Raw genomic sequence first — 20,832 nt, forward strand, 5'->3', positions numbered from 1 at the left:
AATCTACACAAGTTCATTTCTATTTAATTTGAAAACAAAGTGTATAAAACACTAAAAATGTCGCAAACAACTGATTTTTTGAAATCAAAGCTAAAAACAATGTGCTTATTGCTAATAACTATTTAGATATCAAATTGTTTGAACACGAACTATAATACGGGAGATTAGGGGCAGAGATCAAGTGCGAAAAGTAGTCATAAGCCTTATACTTACCATAACCACAGAAAATACACATTTAATAACAGTATGTTAGAGGTCTTTTGTTGATATGTAATAATTTTTAATGAACCAAACTAAGTTTTATTTTCAAAACACCCCCAAAAAGTAGTAATAACGACTAAAATCGTATTTGAAGCAACAAGATTGCTTGTATCCATGACGGTGAGTAGGCTTTAATAAGCAAGCATTATATTTGGAAAGTCAGCGACTAATTATCGTCTTGAAACGCGATTATCTAAGGTGTTGGTATTTTTAAGTTGTAGTAACTAAAGGATAATTCATTCTATGTCAGCAATTTTTATAGCAGGGATCGCCTTGTGTTCAGTATTGGCACAATGGGTAGCGTGGGCGTTTCGTGTACCGGCTATTTTGTTTTTACTACTAACAGGTTTGTTACTCGGACCCTTTAGTGGTGTGCTAGAGCCTGATGCACTTCTTGGCGACTTGTTATTTCCTGTCGTCTCTTTAAGTGTGGCGGTGATCCTGTTTGAAGGATCATTAACATTGCACTTTCGAGAACTTAAAGGCATTGGTAAAGTGGTTCGAAACCTCTGTTCAATCGGGATGATCACGACCTGCCTGGTCATAAGTCTCAGTGCCTACTGGATTTTAGAGCTTAATTGGCGTGTTGCTGCTGTTTTAGGAGCAGTGTTAGTTGTTACAGGCCCTACTGTCATAGCGCCACTTTTAAACTCTATGAGGCCCACTCAAGATATCGACCGTATCCTCCGCTGGGAAGGCATCGTGATTGACCCAATTGGGGCTTTATTTGCGGTATTGGTGTTTGAAGCCGTTATGTTGGTTGGTCAGGGTGAAGTATTTAGCCATACCATTATCGCGCTATTTAAAACCTTAGGCGTTGGTTTGACAATTGGTGTAGTTGCCGGATGGCTTACTACGCTTCTTATTCGCCGTGAGTGGCTGCCATTTGAATTACACAAGTTTGGTATTCTAGCCTTAGTACTTATTAGCTTTACCGTCTCTAATCACTTAAGCCATGAATCGGGCTTACTAGCAGTGACAGTATTTGGTATTTGGCTTGCCAACCAAGATGAACTCGAAATTGATTCAGTGCTTGAGTTTAAAGAAGATTTATCGATGATTTTAATTTCATCGCTATTCATTTTACTTGCAGCCCGCCTTCAATTATCTGATTTGATGATGTTACACAGCGATGTGTTTATTTTCTTAGCTATTGTGCTATTTGTGGCTCGCCCAGCGTGTATCGCGATATCTACGTTTAGAACCGACTTACCTATTAAGTCTCGTTTAGTGCTGTCATGGATTGCACCGCGCGGTATCGTAGCCGCAGCGGTAGGTTCTGTCTTCGCATTAAGTATGGTTGAAGCCGGTATTGCTGATGCAGAAAAAATGGTACCACTCATATTCACAGTGATTATCGTAACAGTGGTACTACAAAGCCTAACAGCAACGCCACTGGCAAAGCTGTTGAAAGTTCGCCAACCTGCGCCAAATACCATTTTGATTATTGGTGCAAACCATGTCGCTCGTGCCATTGCCTGTGGCTTAAAAGATCAAAATATTCCGGTGCACTTGTCTGACCCTGCATGGGAGAACTGTAAAATGGCACGTATGGATGGTTTGCCTTGCTACTATGGTAATCCACAATCTGAGCATGCTGAGCGTTATTTACCGTTAACGACGATTCGCAGCGTATTAGCGCTTTCGCCTAACCGCCATCACAACGCATTAGGCGTGCAATACTTCTCGCACCTGCTCGACGAAAAGGATGTGTTTTCATTACGTTCTTCAACTAACCACGCCAAAGCAAACAAAGACAGTGCAACCTTTTTGTCTCGACAAATTTTGTTTGGCGATAATGGTGCGTATGCTCGCTTGAGTAGCCTAATTGCAAAAGGTGGCAAAGTCAGTGCCACACGGATTTCAGAAGAATTTAGTTGGGAACAATACAAAGAAGTAAACAGCGAAGCAATTCCACTGTTTATTTTGCATGGTGAAAAATCAGATGACGATGACTCTCCTGTGAAGATTCGCCCGTTCACAACCAACATGGAAAAAGCTCCTCAAGTAGGTGAGCGTATTGTTGCGCTACAGCCTCCAAAGATGTCGGTTTTAAAAGACCCTAATAACGGCAAAAATAAAGAGATAAAAGAAGATTAATAACAAAAGGCCAGTTTAAAACTGGCCTTTTTTATACACAATTATACCGACTACATCGGTAAGCGAGCTCGTGCGACGACGCTGTCAGGCATTTTTTCGGCAAGCTTAGCAAGTAAGCCTTCAATTTTTTTATGGGTGGCTTTATCAGCAACCATTGAATGAAACAACCAACGGTAAGCATCTTCATAATCTCGCGGACTACCATAACCTTGGTTAAACAAATTTACCAACCGCATCTGGGCTTTTAAATTCCCCTGTGCAGATGCCTCTCGCAGATAAGTTACAGCCATTGCTTTATCTTGCTGTACTAATTGACCGACATCATAGTAGCGCCCTAATTGCTCAAGTGCGGCCGCTAGACCCTGCTCAGCAGCCTTACGCATATAATAGACACCAAGTTCTACATTTCGGTCGACACATACGGCATACGCTAGCATGTCACCATACAAGAACTGATACGATGGCAACGCCATTTTATTGGCTCGCGCTTCGATATCTTGAACTAACTGGCAATCATCTGCCTTTACACGTGCCAAATGGGTGTTTTTATTTATTAGAGCGATTAACTCGCTCTCTGTGTAAAGAGGCACAGCTGTAATAGGCTCTTCAGCCATGCTTAGGCTTGAGAAGAGTAATGTTAAAGGCAATAAAACACGCATCAAAATCACTTAAATAAAGTCGGTCTTAGCAAATAATATACAATTATCATTCCAGAGTGAATTTTGGGCACAAAAAAAGCTGCCGAAGCAGCTTTTTCAGTCACTATGACGATTATGCAAATGGGCTGCGTAATACCATAGTTTCTACACGATCTGGGCCAGTAGAGATAATATCAACTGGAACACCAGTGATTTCTTCAATACGCTTGATGTAATCAAGTGCCGCTTGCGGTAATTGATCAACTGACGTAGCACCTACTGTGTTTTCTGACCAGCCAGGCATCTCTTCGTATACTGGTGTTACTTTCTCGTAACCTTCAGCAGCTAATGGCGTAACGTTCGTTACAGTGCCATCTTCTAACTGGTAACCAGTACAGATTTTTAATGTTTCTAAACCATCTAATACGTCTAGTTTAGTTAAACAGAAACCTGAGATGCTGTTGATTTGAACTGCACGGCGCATTGCCACTGCATCTAACCAACCAGTACGGCGTAAACGACCAGTCGTTGCACCGAACTCATGACCTTTTTCACCTAAGTGCTTACCTACTGGATCTTGTTTATCAAGACCGTCGTAAAGCTCTGTAGGGAACGGACCAGAACCTACACGTGTTGTGTAAGCTTTAATAATACCTAGCACATAATCAAGGTGTAATGGACCAAAACCAGCACCTGTCGCTACACCACCAGCTGTTGTGTTTGACGATGTTACGTACGGGTAAGTACCGTGGTCGATATCAAGTAATGTACCTTGTGCACCTTCAAATAAGATGTTGTCACCCGCTAAACGCGTTTGATCAAGTAGCTCAGTAACATCAACAACCATTGCTTTTAAGATATCTGCGATAGCCATTGCATCGTCAAATGTCTTTTGGAAGTCAACAGGTTCAACTTTGTAGTAATGCTCTAACGTGAAGTTATGGTATTCCAATACTTCTTTAAGCTTGCTAGCAAACTGTTCTGGGTTGAATAAATCACCAACACGTAAACCACGACGTGCTACTTTGTCTTCATAAGCTGGACCGATACCACGACCTGTAGTACCGATTGGCTTATCGCCACGTGCTTTTTCACGGGCTAAATCTAATGCAATGTGGAAAGGTAAAATTAACGGACATGCTTCGCTAATTAATAAGCGCTCACGTACTGGTACGCCACGCTCTTCTAGCATACCGATTTCTTTCATTAATGCTTCTGGTGATAAAACAACACCATTACCAATCACACACTTAACATTGTCACGTAATACACCCGATGGAATAAGGTGTAAAACCGTCTTTTCACCGTTGATTACCAAAGTATGGCCTGCGTTATGACCACCTTGATAACGAACTACTAAAGATGCTTTGTCTGTAAGGAGGTCAACTACCTTACCCTTACCTTCGTCACCCCATTGGGTGCCTAGTACAACAACGTTTTTACCCATTGCAAATTCACTTAGAAAAAATTAGGACGAGATTTTATCAGAAAACGAGGTGAAAGATCACCCCGTTTAGCTTATTTTTTCTGCGCCTGAATTTTTATCATCTAAATAAACGCGACAAGCTTTGTCAGAACAGGGAGTTATAAACTGGCAGGAGTGAATAAATTAATAAAACACAGAAACAAAAAAGCCCTACAAACTGCAGGGCTTTTGTTCAACACAGTATTTAATTACTGTGCTTTCGATCCTTTCATATAGTTAAAGAAGTCGCTGTCTGGTGAAATCACCATTACGTCTTGTTTATCTTTGAAGGTCTTTTTATACGCTTCTAAGCTGCGCACAAAACCAAAGAACTCAGCATCTTTGCTGTAAGCATTCGCGTAAATAGCAGCAGCTTCAGCATCACCTTGACCACGAACCGTACGTGCATTACGTTCAGCATCTGCCAGCATAACTGTAACTCGACGGTCTACTTCAGCACGAATGGTTTCAGCTTTTTCTTGACCTTCAGAACGGTGCTCTTTTGCCACTGCAGTACGCTCAGCACGCATACGTTGGAAGATTGAGCTACTCACTTCTTGTGGTAAGTTAATTTGCTTAACACGCACGTCTAGCACTTCGATACCTAGCTCCTGCGCACTTTCTGAAGCTTGTACTAATGCTTCTTCCATTAGCTCACTACGTTCACCAGAAACTATCTCTCTGATTGTACGCGAACCAAAGTTAGTACGAAGACCATTGTTCACTTTTTGCTTAAGTAATGTTTCAGCGTATTGCTTATCACCACGTGCACGAAGATAAAAAGCACTAAAATCATTAATACGCCATTTCACATACGAATCAACGATTAAGTCTTTTTTCTCGCTTGTTACAAAGCGGTCAGGTGCACCATCAAGCGTTTGAATACGTGCATCTAAACGACGTACTTGGCTAAAGAATGGCACTTTTAAATGTAAACCAGGGCCATATACCACCGCGTTATCGTTGCTGTCTTTTTCAACTTTGCTGAATAACAGTACGATCGCCTTTTCGCCTTCTTGAACAACAAATACAGCAGAGAAAGACAATACAACAGCAAGGGCAAGTATTACTAAACTAAAATTCTTCATCTTGCTTATCTCCCCTCATTAAAACGGTCAGTTGCGAAACGATCATTACTCGAATTAACCGTGCTGTTACGCGACGTGTTTATTTTATTGCGAAGATCTTTGATATCACTTGAGCTTGGTAATGCAACACGTGTTGCTGTACCTTGCTTTTCCATGATTTTATCAAGTGGTAAATACAACATGTTATTACCGCCTTTCACATCAACTAACACTTTAGAGCTGTTACCAAGTACTTCTTCCATCGCATCGATGTATAAGCGCTGACGTGTTACTTCTTTTGCTGCTTGATATTCAGGTAGTAGCTTTTCAAATCGTGCCACTTCACCTTGTGCTTCAAGCGTAATACGTTCACGGTATGCTTCTGCTTCTTGCGTCATACGTGTAACCTGACCACGCGCTCGCGGTTCAATTTCACGGGCATAGGCTTCAGCTTCACGAATGAAACGTTCTTCATCTTCTTGCGCTGCAATTGCATCATCAAAGGCGTCTTTTACTTCACCCGGCGGACGTGAATCTTTAAAGTTCACATCACTAACGATAATACCTAAATTATACGGCTCGATGATTTTGTTTAGCTCATCCCATGTTTGTTGACGAACAAGCTCACGGCCTGTTGTTAACACTTGGTCCATCTTCACATGACCAATTACATAACGCAGTGCGCTATCTAATGCTTGCTGTAAGCTATGATCAGCATCGGTGACGCTAAACTTGTATAAATGCGGGTCGATAACACGGTATTGTACTTCAAACTCAACATTAACCACGTTTTCGTCTTCGGTTAGCATGAAACCTTTTGCAGATAAAGAACGAACTGCTTCGATATCAACTGGGATCACGCGTTCAATGAAGGTCATTTTCCAACGTAAGCCTGGTTCTGCAATACGGTCATATTGACCAAACTGTAAAACAATACCACGTTCAGCTTCTTTTACTGTGTAAATACCACTTAATGCCCATACAATGACGGCAATAATCAGGATGAAAGAAATGCCTGCGCCACCAAGTCCGCCGTTATTTTTACCTGGCTTATTGCCACCAAATAAACCGCCAAACTTGTTGCCGAACTTACGCAGTACCTCGTCTAAATCAGGTGGGCCTTGATCTTTTCCGCCTTTATTATTCCACGGATCTTTATCATTGCCATTGTTACCCGGTTCATTCCAGGCCATAGCTATACTCCATTGTTATCTAAATGAATTAGGTTAAATCTATCAAATCTACAGCATTTCTCATACTAAAAAAGACAAATGCTGGTAACTTTTAGTCAGCTGCAATAAAAGAATCGAGCTCTTGTCCCATTTCTTTTTTCAAGCGGTTCCACTCTGCCATAGGTAATCGTACTGACAACAGCCAGTTACCTTGTTCATCAAAACTCTCTTGATGAACCGCGTTTAAATTAAATAGTGCAGCTCGAATACGACCATGCTGAGGGGGTAATTTTAGCTCATCAGCAAACATCTTCTTGGCAAGTAACTCATTAATTGCCTCTGATAGTAGTTCGCAACCTACCCCTGTACGCGCAGACAACCAAACTCGAATCGGCTGACCTTCGTCGTTTCTATCTATACGCGGCGCAACGTCATCTAGCGCATCTATTTTGTTATAAACTAGTAACTGCGGCACCTCATCTGCTTCAATCTCTTTTAAAACAGACTGTACTTGCTCAATATTTTCTTTACGTCGTGGGTCTGCGACGTCGATAACATGTAACTGTAAATCAGCTTCGCGGGTTTCAGTTAAGGTTGCTTTAAACGCCGCTACTAAATCATGAGGTAGATGACGAATAAAACCAACTGTATCGGCTAAAATTACGGGGCCGATATCGCCAATATCCAACTTACGTAGAGTTGGATCTAGCGTTGCAAATAACTGATCAGCTGCATACACATCAGAATCAGTAATACGGTTAAATAATGTTGATTTACCCGCATTGGTATAACCCACTAGCGATACTGTAGGGATTTCGTTACGCGTTCGCGCACGACGCCCTTGCTCACGTTGAACAGCCACTTTATCTAAACGGGCACGAATATTTTTAATTCTTGCACGTAGCAATCGTCTATCGGTTTCGAGCTGGGTTTCACCCGGACCACGTAAACCTATCCCGCCTTTTTGTCTTTCAAGGTGGGTCCAACCTCTGATCAAGCGGGTAGAAATATGCCTTAGCTGAGCTAACTCAACTTGAAGTTTACCTTCGTGAGTACGCGCTCGCTGCGCAAAAATATCAAGGATCAAACTCGTACGATCAAGTACACGGCACTGACAAACGCGCTCTAAATTGCGTTCCTGTGACGGGCTAAGTTGATGGTTGAAAATAATGACATCTGCATTGTGGATTTTGACAGTTTCAGCGATTTCTTCTGCTTTTCCGGTACCGACGAAAAGCTTCGGATGAGGTGCTTGACGACTGCCTTGCACAATCGCCAAACTACTAACACCAGCAGAAGATACCAACAACTCTAATTCGTGAAGATCTTCACGATCTCCCTCTTTAGGTAAGTCGATATGAACTAAAACTGCCTGTTCGCCGGCTTCATAACGGTCAAACAAGCATTACGCTCCTAAGTTTAAAAATTTCCAGGTTCTTGCTCTTCTGAATCATCACTTCCTTGAACACCTTGGAAGTTAACAGAACGCGCTGGAACAACAGTTGAAATAGCGTGTTTATACACCATTTGATTTACGGTGTTTTCAAGTAAAATAACAAATTGGTCAAATGACTGGATTTTACCCTGCAACTTAATGCCATTAACCAAAAAGATTGATACTGGAATGCGCTCACGACGTAACGCATTTAAAAATGGGTCTTGTAACGACTGGCCTTTTGCCATGTTATTTTCCTTCGTTCTAGGTGTTATTATAATTAAGTAGCTGAACTAATTTAACAAAGCTAAAAAAATTCTAACTACTACTAGCTTAGCGAACTTACTACACGTTGCAAGTTTTCTTCATCACCCGTGGTTAACCAAGTTACTTCAGGCCAACCTCTTAACCAAGTTAACTGCCGCTTGGCTAACTGTCGTGTGGCTGCAATACCGCGAAAAACCATTTCATCATAGTCAATTTCGCCTGCAATGTAATCCCACATTTGTCTATAACCTACACAACGTATTGAAGGTAGATCTGGGTGTAAATCCTTACGTCTATATAGGGACGAAACTTCATTTTCAAACCCCTGTTCGAGCATTATTTTAAACCTTTTCTCAATCCGCTTATGTAATTCACTGCGATCATCAGGCGCAATGGCAAATTGATGAAAAGTATAAGGTAGCTCAGGCTGCTTTTGTTTTTGCAGCTCAGTCATTGTTTTACCTGTAATACGATACACTTCTAATGCGCGATTAATTCGTTGTGAATCATTTTCACTCATTTTATTCGCAGCATCTGGGTCGATATTCATCAGCTCTTTATGCAAATGAGGCCAACCAAATTGTTTTGCTTCTTTTTCCAGCTCACCGCGAACTTCCGGTGATGCTTCTGGTAGCGGCGATAGGCCATCAATAAGCGACTTAAAGTACATCATTGTACCGCCTACTAGGACAGGTACTTTACCTTGCTTATGAAATAGATCAATCTTTTCAATCGCATCACGGCGAAAATCCGCCACTGAATAACTGTCTGCAGGGTCAATAATATCAATCAAATGATGTGGCGCACGAGCAAGCTCTTCAGCGTTTGGTTTTGCTGTGCCTATATCCATATCTTTATAGACCAATGCTGAATCAACACTGATTATTTCAGTGTTTAAATGCTCACACAATGAAATTGCTAAATCGGTTTTCCCTGCAGCGGTTGGTCCCATTAAAAAAATGACCGGTAAGTTATTCAAGCCTAAATACCTTGCTTAATTTAAAAACTGAGATAGTTCTATTTTAACCGCTTTTTCGCGTAAACGTTGCATAGTTTGTGGATTATTTTCTAACCGCGATACTTGCTCCGCGAAGGCTTGGCTTGCGTAATAACGTGTTGGTATTTGCTGAACCAGCCAATTTAGCCATTCATCAAGCGAATTAGCTGATGCTTTACAGCCGTTGATCAGCCGTTCAATAGCATTACTCACATCGAGTAAATAAAGACAGGGTGGTAATTTTTTTACCATCACAAACTGTTTTTCAAGAATTAAATCAAAGCCTAGTAAGGTAAACCACGACTGCTGAGCATTTAAAGCGTCTATATCGTCAGCACTTGCATTGACTCTTACAGGTAATAATAAGGCTTTGCCGTCAAGACTACCCGCTTGCTCTACTTGGGCTTGCCAGTCGAGTGCTAAGGCATGTTTAAAGTGCGCAGCAAACAATTGATTATCTTCACTAAATACACACTCACCTTCACGTACGTGAATGAGTTTAGCAAGCTTTGTCTGCTCAGTAACGGGGGCAGCAATGCTCGGCTCTGGGCGTACTTGATCAAAATGCGCGGCATGTTGCTCACTGATCCCTTGATAAAAAGCATTCACATCTTGATGCGATGTTTTACTGCGTCCTTGGCTGTTGCTACTAAAACCTCCACCTGAGCGCCCTGTGGCTCCTGAATAACTCGGTGAGCGTGTTGGCTGTAATTCAGATTTAGGGTAATCATATTGCTCAGTTGCCATAGCCTGATTAAAGTGTGGCTGCGAGCTTTGTGAATTAGCCTCGGCAAACGGAGTGCGGTCAAAGGTCGGCTCCTGGACAAAACCAGCCTCTTGCTGAAGCGGCACAACAACTTGTTTAATTGCCTGCAAAATAAAGTCATGCACTAAACGACCTTGATGAAAACGCACTTCATGCTTAGCCGGGTGCACGTTTACATCGACCTGACGAGGGTCAATATCAATATAAATTACAAAGCCTGGTAGCTCTTCTGAACCTGCGACTTCTTCAAACGCTTGGCGGATCGCATGCAAAATGAGTTTATCGCGCATCATGCGATTATTAACATAGGTATATTGCGTGCTATTCGCTGAGCCCACCGGTAATACCCAACCACGCAGCATCAAACCAGCTTCACCAGATTGAATATGCAGCCCTTGTTCACTAAAGGCTTTTCCAGCAACTTGTGCTACACGCGTTATTGCTTGCTCAGGGTTTGGTTTAGCACGGTATTGACGCACCACTTTACCGTTATGAGTAAGCGTAATAGACACATCAAAACGACTCAGCGCAATGCGCTTTATAAGTTCATCAATATGTGAAAACTCGGTTTTCTCGGTGCGAAGAAATTTACGGCGTGCTGGCGTGTTAAAGAACAAGTCTTTAACCTCGATAGTAGTACCATCAGGATGTGCGGTTGGTTTTACTTGCACAGCCATGTCACGACCTTCAGCAAAGGCTTGCCATGCTGCCTCTTGGTGTTTTGGCTTTGAACTTAATGTTAACCGTGATACAGAGCTTATAGACGCCAGTGCTTCACCACGAAAACCCAGCGAGCAAATGTTCTCAAGATCATCGAGTGATTTTAGTTTACTCGTGGCATGGCGTGAAAGCGCGAGGGTTAGTTCATCTTTATTAATACCAGAGCCATTATCGCGAATGCGAATGAGCTTATGACCACCCCGTTCAATATCTATTTGAATGCGCGTTGCGCCAGCATCTAAACTGTTTTCGACCAGCTCTTTTACAACCGATGCAGGGCGTTCAACCACTTCACCCGCAGCAATTTGGTTAGCCAATCGCGCGGGTAGTATTTCTATACTCATAGTGTTCCTAACACGAAAATTGACTAGCTTTGCGGAATATCAAGCTCTTGACCTATAAACAAGGTATTCGATTTTAAGTTATTGACCGTTTTTAGCTTACTAACAGAGGTGTTGTATCTGCTTGCCAAAATACTTAACGACTCACCCGGACGTACTCTGTGCTTTGTTGGAAATTGCGCTTTTAATTTCGCAAATAACGAGTCATCTGGGGGATTTTGCATGTAGTAATTTTTAATTGAGGTGAAAATTGCTTTCGCTAAGCGCTCCTGATGCTGCGCCGTTTTTAGCATTCGCTCTTCACGCGGATTCGAAATAAACCCTGTCTCGACCAAAATAGACGGAATATCCGGTGATTTTAATACCGCAAGGCTCGCCGCTTGTGGTTGCTTCTTATGCATTTTAGCTACTTTTCTTAATTCGCTAACTACTTCTTGTGCAACACTAAAGCCTGTTTTCATCGAATGATCCATCGACATATCAAGCAGTGCTTGTGCTAAATATTTTTCGCTCGCGGTATCTTTTAATACCCCAGCGGCACCACCCAAAAGCTCGGAGTGCTTTTCTTTATCTTCAATCCACTTACCTATTTCTGAGTTAGCGCGGCGCAGTGAGAGCACCCACACAGAAGCACCATTTGGCTGCGGGCTAGTAAACGCATCGGCATGAATCGAGACAAAGAAATCGGCCTTTTTCTCACGGGCAATGCTGGTTCGCGTATTTAAGTTAACAAAATAATCACTACGGCGCACCATGCGCGAAATCATGCCTTTTTCGGCATCGATCATTCGCTCTAAGCGCTTGGCTATTTGTAGCGTAATATCTTTTTCATAAGTACCCGATGGACCAATTGAGCCTGGGTCTTCACCACCGTGACCTGCATCAATGGCAATAACAATATCGCGCTCTTGCTGTAGCTCACGCTTTTTAACGCTGGTATTCGTTGCAGCAATAGGCTCAGCTTTCGGTGTTTTGTCGATGAGATCAACGACTAAACGGTGCTTGTATGGTTCGGTAGGTAATAAGGCAAACACCACAGGTTTACTAGCGCGTGCTAGTTCAAAAACAAAACGCACACTTTTGCTATCTTTAGGCTTTGAGTAACGAAGTTTTGAAACTATTTGATGCTTTTGCGGAATAGCAGGCAAGTTATCGAGCTTATCTGTATTTTTTAGATCAATGACTAAACGCGCTGGGTTTTTCAGCATGAAATAGCTGTAATCAGGCTTTTCATCTAGATCAAATACCACACGGGTGCTATCTGGTGAGGGCCAAACGCGTACGCTATTAATAGTATTTTGTGCAAGCGCAACCTGGCTCACAACCAAAAACATTAAAATAGTTAATAGTTTAAACGTACAACGACCCATTTTTACTAGTACACCTTTATTTTTATATGTTTATTCTTACACGCTCTTCAATTGTTCGACAATAGATTGACCGCGCTTAGTTAAGCTATCAATAACAATAGCACGTGCCTCACCGTCATAACGCAAAGTAATATCAAGGTCGGGAGTTGGGATAAATTCACCTCCCTTCTCAGGCCATTCAACAACACAAATAGCCTGTGGCGAAAAATAATCACGAATGCCCATATATTCAAGCTCTTCAGGATCACCTAAACGATATAAATCAAAGTGATAAACATCAGCTTTAGTTAGTTGATAAGGCTCAACCAGTGTATATGTCGGACTCTTAACCTTTCCTTGATGACCAAAACCTTGCACGATACCACGGGTTAATGTGGTTTTACCGGTACCTAAATCACCGTGCAAATAAATGACAGCCCCTTGTTCCATCAACGCTGCAAGTTGATTGCCCATATTTACCGTTGCAGCTTCATCAGCCAGTGGAAAACCAACACTGTCGGTCATTGTTACCTCATGAAAAACTAAAAACACATTACTTTGTTAATCATACCAGATAATTTTTATAAGGCGAGAGCCGCTCTTATGCCTAATTTGACATAAAAAAGCCGGCAAAGTTGCCGGCTTTTTAGCTTAAACAGAATTTTTTTACAGACCGAGTTTCTTCTCAAGGTAGTGGATGTTTGTACCACCGTTTTGGAAGTTCTCATCTGCCAAGATTTTCTTGTGCAGTGGCGTGTTGGTCTTGATGCCATCAATCACTAATTCGTTTAACGCATTGCGTGAACGAGCAATTGCTACATCACGGTTTTCACCGTAACAGATCAGCTTACCAATCATTGAATCGTAATGAGGTGGTACTGTGTAATCTGCATAGATGTGGCTGTCCCAACGAATACCTAAACCGCCAGCAGGGTGGAATCGCGTGATTTTACCTGGTGATGGAATAAATGTTTCTGGGTCTTCCGCATTAATACGACACTCAATTGCGTGACCACGAATAACCACATCTTCTTGAGTGAATGATAATGGTTGGCCAGCTGCAATTTTTAACTGCTCTTTGATTAAGTCAACGCCAGTGACCATTTCTGTTACTGGGTGCTCAACCTGAATACGGGTATTCATTTCGATGAAATAGAACTCGCCGTTTTCATATAAGAATTCGAACGTACCTGCACCGCGATAACCAATTTCGATACATGCACGAGTACAACGGTCACCGATGAACTTACGCATCTCAGCAGTGATACCTGGCGCTGGTGCCTCTTCAACAACTTTTTGGTGACGACGTTGCATTGAACAATCACGCTCACCTAAGTGAACTGCATTGCCTTGACCATCAGCAAGTACTTGAACTTCGATGTGACGAGGGTTTTCAAGGAATTTTTCCATGTAAACCATGCCATTACCGAAGAATTGCTTTGCTTCTTGCTGAGTAAGAGCGATTGAATCGATTAGTTCTTTTTCGCTGCGAACAACACGCATACCACGACCACCGCCGCCGCCTGCTGCTTTAATGATTACAGGGTAACCAATACGCTTAGCAATTTGAATGTTACGCTCGCTGTCTGCCGTTAATGGGCCATCAGAACCTGGTACACAAGGTACACCCGCTTTACGCATTGCTTCGATTGCAGAAACTTTATCACCCATTAAACGAATCGTGTCGCCTCTAGGGCCGATAAATACAAAGCCACTTTGCTCAACTTGATCAGCAAAGTCTGCATTTTCAGAAAGGAAACCATAACCTGGGTGAATAGCAACTGCGTCTGTTACTTCTGCCGCTGCAATAATGCGCGGAATATCTAGGTAACTTTCACTTGCTGCCGGTTTACCAATACAAATTGTTTCGTCTGCCAGTAACACGTGCTTAAGATCACGGTCTGCCGTTGAATGCACAGCAACAGTTTTGATCCCAAGCTCTTTGCAGGCGCGCAGTACGCGAAGTGCAATTTCACCTCGGTTTGCAATGACTACTTTATCTAACATAGAGTTGGCCTTTTGTTGCGCTGTTATTCAATGATGAATAAAGGTTGATCGAATTCTACTGGCTCGCCATTTTCAACTAAGATAGCTTTTACTGTGCCGGCTTTATCAGATTCGATTTGGTTCATCATTTTCATTGCTTCAACGATACATAACGTGTCGCCAACATTTACTTTTGAACCTACTTCTACATAAGGTGCTGCTTCAGGAGAAGCTGCTGAGTAGAAAGAACCAACCATAGGCGATTTAACTTGATGACCTGTTGGTGCTGCTGGTGCTGCGTCTGCCGCTGGCGCTTCTGCTGCAGGAGCAGGAGCTGCTGGCGCTGGTGCAGGCGCTGCGTACTGTTGAGGAGCATACTGCATTGCAGGCGCTGCACTCATGTTGTTACGATTAATGCGTACTGATTCTTCACCTTCAGTGATTTCTAATTCAGCAATACCAGATTCTTCTACTAGTTCGATAAGTTTTTTGATCTTGCGAATATCCATGAACGACCCGCCTGTAAGTTTTATTTAAAATTAATGTGTGTTTTGCAACCGGCTAACCGCAGCTTCAAGTGCTACTTTATAACCCATTGCTCCTAATCCTACGATAATGCCTTGTGCCACATCCGAAAAATACGAATGATGACGAAATGCCTCCCGTGCGTGCACATTACTTAAATGCACCTCGTAAAAGGGAATGTTTACACTGAGTAATGCATCCCGTAAGGCAACGCTTGTATGCGTAAATGCGGCAGGGTTAATAATAATTGCATCAACCACTTGCCATGCATCGTGAATTCGCTCTATTAATGCAGCTTCACTGTTACTTTGAAAATGCGTTAAATCAACATTGTGACCCGCAGCAACCTGACTAAGTTCAGCGATAATCTCATCAAGAGATTGGGTGCCGTACTTTTCTGGTTCACGCTTGCCAAGCATGTTTAAATTTGGCCCATTAAGAACTAAAAGTTTGAATTTTGCAGCCATAATACGCGATATATCCTTTAAGTAAGCAGTTTAACCATATTCATCATAAACCCACGCTTAACCTAAGCGTATCGATGTAAAATAGCAACTATTTCTCACGTTAACCACCTATTATAGATATTTCGACGTAAATAGCAGCAAAATACTGGTCTAATCACTCATAGCACAAAGCAAATGTAGGCATAGCAAGGCACACAACAGGGTTAATCACTGTATTCTCTTACTGTTTAATTGAACTTTTACAACAAAAATCACTCATTTACTTTTAGTTTGAGTACTTTTTCTTAGTGAGAAACAAAAACGCCACTCAGATGAGTGGCGTTTTGCTATTTTCTAGCACGTTTGCGTTTATTTAGCAGTATTTCGCACTTTTGCCAGATGTTCTGCAAAGTCTTTAGCATTTAAAAAGCCTGTTACACGTTGCTCTAAAAGCTCATTACCTTGGCTGTCAAAGAACAAAATGCTGGGTAACCCGAATACCGTGTATTCTTCCATTAGCTCAATGGTTTTTGCATCACTTTCGGTTAAATCGATTTGGATTAACTCAAAGTGCGCAAATTGTTCTTGTACTTTAGCATCAGGAAACGTGTAGTGTTCAAACTCTTTACACGCGACACACCAGTCAGCGTATAAGTCGACCATTGCTAAGCGCCCTTCGCTGCTTGCCTTTGCAATCTCTTCTTTCAATTCACTTAAATTAGCAACTTGTCTAAAGCCATGTGTTTGCACTTCAGCTTGTGCAACCGCCGCTTTAGTAGGCCAAAAATAACTTTTCGTTAAACTCGCTCCAGTCACAACCAGTAAGGTTGCAGCAAACCATAATGCTGTTTTTAACTTACCTTGCGATTGACCACTTTGCCAATGATGTAAGTACAAGGCTGTAGCAAGTGCTAATAAACCAGCCATTAACCAAATGATCTCGATATCAACAATACGCTCTAGCAGAATTAGCGGCACAACTAGCATAATGAAACCGAATAACGTTTTCACTTGTTCCATCCAACCACCGGCTTTAGGAAGTAGTTTACCACCTGATGTACCTAGCAATAATAAAGGCAGTCCCATGCCTAAGCTCAGTACATACAAAGTTAAACCTCCCACTAAATAATCACCACTTTGTGCAACATAAAGCAATGCAGCTGACAACGGTGCAGTAGTACAAGGTGAAGCAATCAAGCCAGACAGTACACCCATCATAAATACGCCAACATAGTTGCCGCCTTTTTGTTGGTTACTAACCTGAGTGAGTTTATTCATCATGCCGCTTGGCAGTTTAATTTCGTACCAGCCAAACATCGACATTGCTAGCAATACAAATAAGATACTAAAGCTAATTAGTACTGTAGGATGCTGCAAATACCCTTGTACTTGCCCACCTAATGATGCAACCACTAAGCCCAGTGCTGCATAGGTAACTGCCATCCCTTGCACATAAACAAACGACAGCGAAAACGCTTTTTTAGTCGATAAATTCTGCTGACCTGCAATAAGGCTCGACAAAATCGGAAACATTGGGAATACGCATGGTGTAAAAGCCAGACCAACACCGACTAAAAAGAAGATAACTAGGTTCGTTAGTAAACCTTGTGACGCTAGTTTATCGGTATATGACTGCTCACCAACTGGTTTTGATACTTCTTGAGAAGGCGCTGATGATGCGCCATTTACCTCTGCGGCTTGTGTTAATGCAGCCAATGCATTGCCAGTATCTGCAGTTTGCGATACTTGCTCACCAGCAATCACAGATAAAGGAATGGTTCTCACTTCTGGCGGATAACATAACCCCGCTTCGGCACAGCCTTGAAAACGAACTTTAACAACTGCCCCATCTGTGATGTTGCTTACTTTTGTTATCACACTTAATGAATCAAAAAATACTTCGCTCTTACCAAAAAACTCATCTTCAATAATGACGCCTTTACCAAGCTCAGGCACTTCTATATCGGCTCCCTTGGCAATAATTTCGACTTTCTTTTTATAAAGATAATAATCGGGCGCTATATCCCAACCAATGAATAAGGTTTTACCTTGCTGATCAAAATCAAAAACAAAGGCTTTATCAACAGGGAGAAAGGTGTGTTCTGCCGGTTGCTGCAGTAAATTACCAAGTAAATTGCTATTACTTGCGCTTGCAGGCAATAACCACAGTGCGCAAAGTAATAAAAGGAACGATCGCATTAATTAAGTACCTCATCCATCCAATTAAAATAGGCTAAATTGCCTGTTGCTACATCAACGACCTGAATCTCAGGGACCTCATAACTATGCAATTTCTTGATAGTTTGGATCACCTCATTCATTTTTTCTGATTTAGTTTTGATCAGTAATTTACTCTCTGTCGCTTGCGTTAACTCGCCTTCCCACATATAGATAGATTCGATAGTAGGCAGAATATTGACACAGGCAGCTAGCTTTTCTTTCACTAGGTGTTGAGCCAGCTGACGAGCCTCAGCTTCATTCGCACAAGTAGTAAAAATCAGTCGATAATGCGTATTCATAAGGAACCTTTTTTTGATCACGTGAGTCGCACCATAGTAGCTGATAGCAGCAATAATGTGTAGCGAGCTAGGTGATCCATGGCTCCAGCTTGAAAAAAGACCCGATCACCCCAACTTATATTTCATTGACTCCAAAGAGAGTGACATTTTTAGAGAGCGTTATGTTTAGATTTTTGTTTTTGTTATTTATTTTAGTGCCGATAGTGGAGATTGCCTTACTTATTCAAGTGAGTGAAGTCATTGGCGGGTTTGCCACCATAGCGCTAGTTATCGTCACGGCCATTGTTGGTGCCAAATTAGTGAAGCAGCAAGGCATGGGAGCAATCCAAAATGTGCAACTACAAATGGCGCAAGGGCAAATGCCTGCGAAAGAATTATTTACTGGCTTGTGTGTGATTATTGCCGGAGTGTTATTAATGACTCCTGGCATAATGACAGACTTTTTTGGCTTTTTATTACTTACCCCAGCAATACGTAATAAATTAGCTACAAGCCTTGCCAGCCATGCAACTGTGCGTATGAGTTCACAAGCGAATCAAGGCTCTGCACACTTTCAATACCACAGTAAAGCACCCCAACACGAAGAGCCAACTCATCAACCGACAACTATTGATGGTGAATTTGAGCGAAAAGATTAAAATTTTTTAATTTTTGTACTTGGATTTTTTTAAGCCACCCCCATTAATGAAGGCAATGAAACGCAACGGGTGGCTTAGCACTCCCCTGCAATAACACAAGATTTTTTCTGTACTGTTCAGAAACTGTTAGGAGAACTAAATAAATGAACATTCGTCCTTTACATGATCGCGTCATCGTTAAGCGTCTAGAAGAAGAAACTAAGTCTGCTGGCGGTATTGTATTAACTGGCTCTGCAGCTGAAAAATCAACTCGCGGAGAAGTTATCGCTGTTGGTAATGGCCGTGTTTTAGACAACGGTGAAGTAAGAGCATTAGAAGTTAAAGCCGGTGACACTGTGCTGTTCGGCTCTTATGTTGAAAAAGCTGAAAAGATCGAAGGTCAAGAGTACCTGATCATGCGTGAAGATAATATTCTAGGCATTGTAGGCTAATCCTACTTTTCGTTTAGCAACCCGTTTACAGAATTTAAGAGGAATTAAATCATGGCAGCAAAAGAAGTACTTTTTGCAGGTGACGCACGTAGCAAAATGCTAACTGGCGTAAATATTTTAGCAAACGCAGTAAGAGTAACTTTAGGTCCTAAAGGCCGTAATGTTGTATTAGACAAATCTTTCGGTGCTCCTGTAATCACTAAAGATGGTGTGTCTGTAGCTAAAGAAATTGAGCTTGAAGACAAGTTCGAAAACATGGGCGCACAAATGGTTAAAGAAGTAGCGTCTAAAGCGAATGACGCTGCAGGTGACGGTACAACAACAGCAACTGTATTAGCGCAAGCTATCGTAAACGAAGGCTTAAAAGCAGTTGCAGCGGGTATGAACCCAATGGACCTTAAGCGTGGTATCGATAAAGCAGTTACTGCTGCGGTTGAAGAGCTTAAAGCGCTTTCTGTACCATGTGCAGACACTAAAGCGATTGCTCAAGTAGGTACTATTTCTGCTAACTCTGATAAAGAAATCGGTGACATCATTGCAGAAGCAATGGAAAAAGTTGGCCGTGATTCAGGCGTTATCACTGTTGAAGAAGGTCAGTCGTTAGAAAACGAACTAGACGTAGTTGAAGGTATGCAGTTTGACCGCGGTTACCTGTCTCCTTACTTCATCAACAACGCTGAAAAAGGCGCTGTAGAGCTAGACAACCCTTACATTCTACTTGTAGACAAAAAAGTATCTAACATTCGTGAGCTACTACCTACATTAGAAGCGGTTGCTAAAGCTAGCAAGCCACTACTAATTATTGCTGAAGACCTTGAAGGTGAAGCGCTTGCAACACTTGTTGTAAATAACATGCGCGGCATCGTAAAAGTTTCTGCAGTTAAAGCGCCAGGTTTTGGCGACCGTCGTAAAGCAATGCTACAAGACATCGCAGTATTAACTGGTGGTACAGTAATTTCTGAAGAAATCGGTTTAGAGCTAGAAAAAGCAACAATCGGAGACCTAGGTACAGCGAAACGCGTTGTGATCACTAAAGATGATACAACAATCATCGATGGTGCAGGTGAAGAAGACGGTATCAACGGCCGTGTTGCACAAATCAAAGCACAAATCGAAGAAGCAACGTCTGACTACGATAAAGAGAAACTACAAGAGCGCATGGCTAAACTAGCTGGCGGTGTTGCAGTAATCAAAGTTGGCGCAGCAACTGAAATCGAAATGAAAGAGAAGAAAGACCGCGTAGAAGATGCTCTACACGCAACTCGCGCAGCGGTTGAAGAAGGTGTTGTACCGGGTGGTGGTGTTGCACTAGTTCGCGTAGCAAGCAAACTTGCTGAGCTAGTTGGCGACAACGAAGACCAAAGCCACGGTATTAAAGTTGCACTACGTGCGATGGAAGCACCACTTCGTCAAATCGTAACGAACGCAGGTGACGAAGCATCAGTTGTTGTTAACTCTGTAAAAGGTGGTGAAGGTAACTACGGTTACAACGCAGCATCTGGCGAGTACAACGACATGATCGAAATGGGTATCTTAGACCCAACTAAAGTAACGCGTTCTGCACTACAGTACGCAGCTTCAATCGCGGGTCTTATGATCACAACTGAAGCAATGGTTGCTGAAATCCCTAAAGATGACGCTGGTGCTCCTGATATGGGCGGCATGGGCGGCATGGGTGGTATGGGCGGCATGATGTAGTGCGACGAGAG

The 20,832-nt window shown here is 42.2% G+C and carries 19 protein-coding genes; 4 read left to right on the forward strand and 15 right to left on the reverse strand.

Annotated elements, in window-relative coordinates:
- Nucleotides 1-504 precede the first annotated feature (504 nt).
- A complete protein-coding gene (locus NH454_RS05990; RefSeq protein ID WP_135923274.1) occupies nucleotides 505-2,361 on the forward strand; it encodes a sodium:proton antiporter in 1,857 nt (618 codons plus the stop codon).
- Nucleotides 2,362-2,411: 50 nt separating this feature from the next.
- On the opposite strand, the gene NH454_RS05995 is transcribed toward NH454_RS05990, so the two are convergent.
- The 15 genes from NH454_RS05995 to cutA form a co-directional block, all read right to left on the reverse strand.
- Complete coding sequence (locus tag NH454_RS05995; RefSeq protein ID WP_135923273.1) at nucleotides 2,412-3,020, reverse strand: tetratricopeptide repeat protein; 609 nt, start codon at nucleotides 3,018-3,020, stop codon at nucleotides 2,412-2,414.
- 112 nt (nucleotides 3,021-3,132) lie between these two features.
- Nucleotides 3,133-4,446 carry an adenylosuccinate synthase gene (locus NH454_RS06000; RefSeq protein WP_135923272.1) on the reverse strand — a complete coding sequence of 438 codons (1,314 nt, stop codon included), beginning with the start codon at nucleotides 4,444-4,446 and terminating at the stop codon, nucleotides 3,133-3,135.
- 227 nt (nucleotides 4,447-4,673) lie between these two features.
- Entirely contained in the window at nucleotides 4,674-5,552 is an 879-nt protein-coding gene (gene hflC / locus NH454_RS06005) for a protease modulator HflC (protein ID WP_135923271.1), read from the reverse strand.
- 5 nt (nucleotides 5,553-5,557) lie between these two features.
- Entirely contained in the window at nucleotides 5,558-6,724 is a 1,167-nt protein-coding gene (hflK, locus tag NH454_RS06010; RefSeq protein ID WP_135923270.1) for an FtsH protease activity modulator HflK, read from the reverse strand.
- Nucleotides 6,725-6,815: 91 nt separating this feature from the next.
- The gene (gene hflX, locus NH454_RS06015) at nucleotides 6,816-8,105 is read right to left on the reverse strand and encodes a ribosome rescue GTPase HflX (protein ID WP_135923269.1); all 1,290 of its coding nucleotides are present in this window, start codon (nucleotides 8,103-8,105) and stop codon (nucleotides 6,816-6,818) included.
- Between the two features lie 17 nt (nucleotides 8,106-8,122).
- Nucleotides 8,123-8,386, reverse strand: a complete 264-nt coding sequence (hfq, locus tag NH454_RS06020; protein WP_130050381.1) for an RNA chaperone Hfq — start codon at nucleotides 8,384-8,386, stop codon at nucleotides 8,123-8,125.
- A gap of 80 nt (nucleotides 8,387-8,466) precedes the next feature.
- Entirely contained in the window at nucleotides 8,467-9,384 is a 918-nt protein-coding gene (gene miaA / locus NH454_RS06025) for a tRNA (adenosine(37)-N6)-dimethylallyltransferase MiaA (RefSeq protein WP_253038514.1), read from the reverse strand.
- A gap of 15 nt (nucleotides 9,385-9,399) precedes the next feature.
- Nucleotides 9,400-11,232 carry a DNA mismatch repair endonuclease MutL gene (gene mutL / locus NH454_RS06030; protein ID WP_253038515.1) on the reverse strand — a complete coding sequence of 611 codons (1,833 nt, stop codon included), beginning with the start codon at nucleotides 11,230-11,232 and terminating at the stop codon, nucleotides 9,400-9,402.
- Nucleotides 11,233-11,255: 23 nt separating this feature from the next.
- A complete protein-coding gene (locus NH454_RS06035; protein ID WP_253038566.1) occupies nucleotides 11,256-12,563 on the reverse strand; it encodes an N-acetylmuramoyl-L-alanine amidase in 1,308 nt (435 codons plus the stop codon).
- A gap of 72 nt (nucleotides 12,564-12,635) precedes the next feature.
- Entirely contained in the window at nucleotides 12,636-13,103 is a 468-nt protein-coding gene (gene tsaE / locus NH454_RS06040; protein WP_253038519.1) for a tRNA (adenosine(37)-N6)-threonylcarbamoyltransferase complex ATPase subunit type 1 TsaE, read from the reverse strand.
- 141 nt (nucleotides 13,104-13,244) lie between these two features.
- The gene (accC, locus tag NH454_RS06045; RefSeq protein WP_135923264.1) at nucleotides 13,245-14,585 is read right to left on the reverse strand and encodes an acetyl-CoA carboxylase biotin carboxylase subunit; all 1,341 of its coding nucleotides are present in this window, start codon (nucleotides 14,583-14,585) and stop codon (nucleotides 13,245-13,247) included.
- 23 nt (nucleotides 14,586-14,608) lie between these two features.
- Entirely contained in the window at nucleotides 14,609-15,073 is a 465-nt protein-coding gene (gene accB / locus NH454_RS06050) for an acetyl-CoA carboxylase biotin carboxyl carrier protein (protein WP_135923263.1), read from the reverse strand.
- A 30-nt stretch (nucleotides 15,074-15,103) separates the two neighbouring features.
- On the reverse strand, nucleotides 15,104-15,556 hold the full coding sequence (aroQ, locus tag NH454_RS06055; RefSeq protein WP_135923262.1) for a type II 3-dehydroquinate dehydratase: 453 nt from the start codon (nucleotides 15,554-15,556) through the stop codon (nucleotides 15,104-15,106).
- 348 nt (nucleotides 15,557-15,904) lie between these two features.
- Nucleotides 15,905-17,734, reverse strand: coding sequence for a protein-disulfide reductase DsbD (locus NH454_RS06060; RefSeq protein WP_253038521.1), 1,830 nt, complete (start codon nucleotides 17,732-17,734; stop codon nucleotides 15,905-15,907).
- On the reverse strand, nucleotides 17,734-18,054 hold the full coding sequence (cutA, locus tag NH454_RS06065) for a divalent-cation tolerance protein CutA (protein ID WP_135923260.1): 321 nt from the start codon (nucleotides 18,052-18,054) through the stop codon (nucleotides 17,734-17,736). Before cutA ends, NH454_RS06060 begins: the two co-directional genes overlap by 1 nt.
- A gap of 161 nt (nucleotides 18,055-18,215) precedes the next feature.
- Between cutA and NH454_RS06070 the strand changes: the two genes are divergently transcribed.
- The 3 genes from NH454_RS06070 (at nucleotide 18,216) to groL (ending at nucleotide 20,821) form a co-directional block, all read left to right on the forward strand.
- Nucleotides 18,216-18,692 (forward strand): FxsA family protein, encoded by a 477-nt coding sequence (locus NH454_RS06070; protein WP_253038523.1) that lies wholly within the window; start codon nucleotides 18,216-18,218, stop codon nucleotides 18,690-18,692.
- 143 nt (nucleotides 18,693-18,835) lie between these two features.
- Nucleotides 18,836-19,123 carry a co-chaperone GroES gene (locus tag NH454_RS06075; RefSeq protein ID WP_036973362.1) on the forward strand — a complete coding sequence of 96 codons (288 nt, stop codon included), beginning with the start codon at nucleotides 18,836-18,838 and terminating at the stop codon, nucleotides 19,121-19,123.
- A gap of 51 nt (nucleotides 19,124-19,174) precedes the next feature.
- On the forward strand, nucleotides 19,175-20,821 hold the full coding sequence (gene groL / locus NH454_RS06080) for a chaperonin GroEL (protein ID WP_253038525.1): 1,647 nt from the start codon (nucleotides 19,175-19,177) through the stop codon (nucleotides 20,819-20,821).
- Nucleotides 20,822-20,832 lie beyond the last annotated feature (11 nt).

It is taken from the genome of Pseudoalteromonas sp. Ps84H-4 (assembly GCF_024124645.1).
GTDB classification, from domain to species: Bacteria; Pseudomonadota; Gammaproteobacteria; order Enterobacterales; family Alteromonadaceae; genus Pseudoalteromonas; species Pseudoalteromonas lipolytica_C.